The 3,378-nt window shown below is 49.3% G+C and carries 1 protein-coding gene; it reads left to right on the forward strand.

Annotation, left to right across the window (positions count from 1 at the left end):
* Positions 1-327: 327 nt before the first annotated feature.
* A partial coding sequence (locus tag AACZ40_RS28670) for an EF-hand domain-containing protein (RefSeq protein WP_339677052.1) occupies positions 328-3,378 on the forward strand: 3,051 nt, incomplete at its 3' end.

A 3,378-nucleotide genomic window follows, 5' to 3' on the forward strand; every position in this document is an offset into this window, starting at 1 on the left:
CTAAGCCGGAAGGGAGTGCCCCTTATCCCAATTCATTACACAAAGGTGGTGTCAATGTCGGCTACTGTGATGGGCACGTCCAGTTTCTTTCGGAAAATATCGATGGAAAAGTTTATGCAGCACTCGCCAGCCCCCAGGGAGCGGCGCTGAGTGGTACTCCGCTGGAACAATAAGCCAGGATCATTCCCACTCTCTTGCGATGCACAAACTATATGGGAAATAACTTAGATTGTCATTGTAGAGGTGTGCGTACACATGTAGTGTGAAGATGCTTAATTGTCATTTTGTTGCTTGGGACATGAGATCATGCTTGACTTCAGGAATACTATGAATACACCTTACAGAATCGCCTTTTACTCATGTCTACTCATTTTTATATTTCCTCTCTTCGGTCATTCATTTCTTGCAGCAGACCCTGAGAAGCAGTCTACAGATACAAAGAAAGAGAAGCCAAAAAGCGATCCTGCTACGATTCCTCTTGAAAAAGCAAAAGCTGCTTTTCAGTCTCGCGATGTTAATCAGGACGGACGTGTCACAGAGCAGGAATTCATCTCTTCCTTCCCCCAAGAGCGGCACGCTGCTGCTGGCAGGGATTTTCTGCTGTTCAACCGGGACGGCGATGATGCTCTCTCTTTCACTGAGTACTGCTCCATTCCAGGACTGGTTCCTCAATCATTACGCAGTCCGATATCGCACCCATTGACTCCGCTCATCAAACAGCGTTTGTCTGTCATCGAGAATCACTGGAAGTCGTGGGACGCAGACGGAAATGACAGACTGTCTCCAGAAGAATTGAAGAACGCGAAAATCAATGAGCAGATCCCAGGACTACCGCCGGTGGTACTGAAAGACTGGGACCGCGATGCAGACGGATTAGTGAGTCGCGAAGATTGCCGACAGGTTCTCGAAGCCTGTTACGGTTTGCGGCGTCTGGATGGTCAGCCACTGTATTTACCATCGGGGCAGATCGTTTACTGGTGGCATTTCAAAAACCTGGACCGGGATCACAATGACCAACTGAATCTGGAAGAATATCTGAGCTATTACGGACGGTATGGCGAATCGCAGGCAAAGCAAAAATTTGAAGCGGGAGATTCCGATCAGAACCAGACGATTTCCTTGCGCGAATGGGCAAAGATGCCCGGGCTTTTGCTGGATCCCATCGCTGTATTTCAAAAGATGGACCTTAATCTGGACGGTTATCTGGATCGAGATGAATTATTCGATCAGACAGCAAAGTGGTTGAAACCTTTAACTGATTATACCTTTCCGGGATTTGACCTGGATCAGGATGGAAAACTCTCATTAGACGAATACCGCATGACATTACCGGCCAACAAATTGGAGAACTGGGATGTCACTTCCGTGGATGCCGACCATGATGGCCGTTTAAGCCTGAAAGAGATGGCCTGGACGCCGGGATTGGAACTGAGTCTGTTACGACAGGAATATTTTCAGCGACTGGATGTAAATCAGAATGGATTTCTCGACATTGATGAATTCAAGGTTTCCATAGACAACAGCAAAGCACCCGCGGAAATCGTCCTGCAGATTAACTTCCAGAGCCGGGATACCAATCAGGATGGTCGTGTCACCGTGGAAGAATTTGTGGCATCATTTCCAAAGGAGAAACAGCCGGAAGCGAAACGTGATTTCCAGCTGTTTAATCTGGATGGGGATGATCAGATATCCCTGGCAGAATTTTGTACAATTCCAGGAGTCGTTCCCCTGGCGCTGCGTGGCGAATTGCCGCATCCGTTGTTGCCATTGATTGAAAAACAGATGGCGGCAATAGAGAGCCAGTGGCCGAACTGGGATGCGAATGGAGATAACAGTCTGTCGTCTGAAGAGTATGCATCCTCAAAACTGAATACGCAGATCCCCGGTCTTACTGACCTCAAGCGGGATGACTGGGATCGGGACAGAGATAGAAAAGTCAGTCTGGAAGACTGCCGTCGGGTAATGGAAGCCGCTTATGGAATGCGACGACTGGACGGTCAGCCTGTGCAGTTACCGACCGGTCTGGTCGTCTACTGGTGGCATTTTAAAGACCTCGATCGTGATCACAATGATCAGCTGACTTTGAAAGAGTTCCAGAACTATTACAACCGTTTTGGAGAAGAAGCCGCTCAAAAGCGTTTTCAACAGGGCGACTCGGATCAGAACGAAACGCTTTCACTTCAGGAGTGGGCGCAGATGCCCGGCTTTCTCCTCGATCCGATCGCTGAATTCCGTAAAATGGATACCAGTTTTGATGGACTCGTCGATCAGCAGGAGTTACTGGCAGGGATTGCCCCTTTCCTGAAGCCACTCGCAGAGTCCGTTTTTCCTGGATTCGATACAGATCAGGATGGCTTACTCTCTCTGGATGAGTATCGGTTGACGTTAGTGGCTAATCGTATCGAAAACTGGATGGTCGCGGCGCGCGATCAGGATCATGACGGCAGATTAAGTCTGGAGGAACTCCCCTGGACAGCTGGACTGGAACTGAGCCTGCTGCAAAAGGAGTATCTGGACCGACTGGACAGGAATGCGAATGGATATCTCGATCTGGATGAGTTCACTTTTTCTGTTGATACGAACCAGGCGCCACCCGATATCATCCTGGAACTGGGATTTAAAAGTCGCGATACGGACAAGAACGGATCCCTATCCGAGGCAGAATACATCGCAGCGTTTCCCAAGGATAAACTGACCGAAGCGAAACGTGACTTTCTACTCTTTGATCGGGATTCCGATGAGAAATTGTCGATACATGAATACTCCACAATCCCGGGGATGGCGCCAGCCTCCTTACGTGGCAGTCTAACGAATCCTCTGACGATTCTGGTCGACAGACAAATGGAGAACATTGACAAACTTTGGAAGCAGTGGGATGCGGACCAGAGCGGTACGCTCTCTCATGAAGAATTTCAAAAAGCCGGCATGGGCAGACAAATTACCGGCCTGGCACGTTCCACCTGGCAGGACTGGGATCGAAATGCTGACGGGACGATCAGTCGGGAGGACTGTCGCTGGGTGTTGGAGGCCGGCTATGGGTTACGCCGACTGGATGGTCTGCCACTGCATTTACCCACAGGTGAAATCGTTTACTGGTGGCACTTCAAAGCCCTTGATCGGGATCATGACGACAGTTTGACACTCAAAGAATTTATGGCTTACTACCAGCGAATGGGAGAAGAAGCTGGCACGAAACGTTTTCAAGAAGGGGATACAGATCAGGATGAGAAAATCACGTTAGGCGAATGGGGACAGATACCCGGGCATCTGCTCGATCCGATAGCGGAATTTCGCAAGATGGATCTCAATTATGATGCATTTTTGGATGAAAGCGAGTTGCTGAAAGGCACCGCCCCCTTCCTGATACCACTGGCTAAT

Origin of the sequence: uncultured Gimesia sp., from assembly GCF_963972345.1 — a bacterium.
Taxonomy (GTDB): Bacteria; Planctomycetota; Planctomycetia; order Planctomycetales; family Planctomycetaceae; genus Gimesia.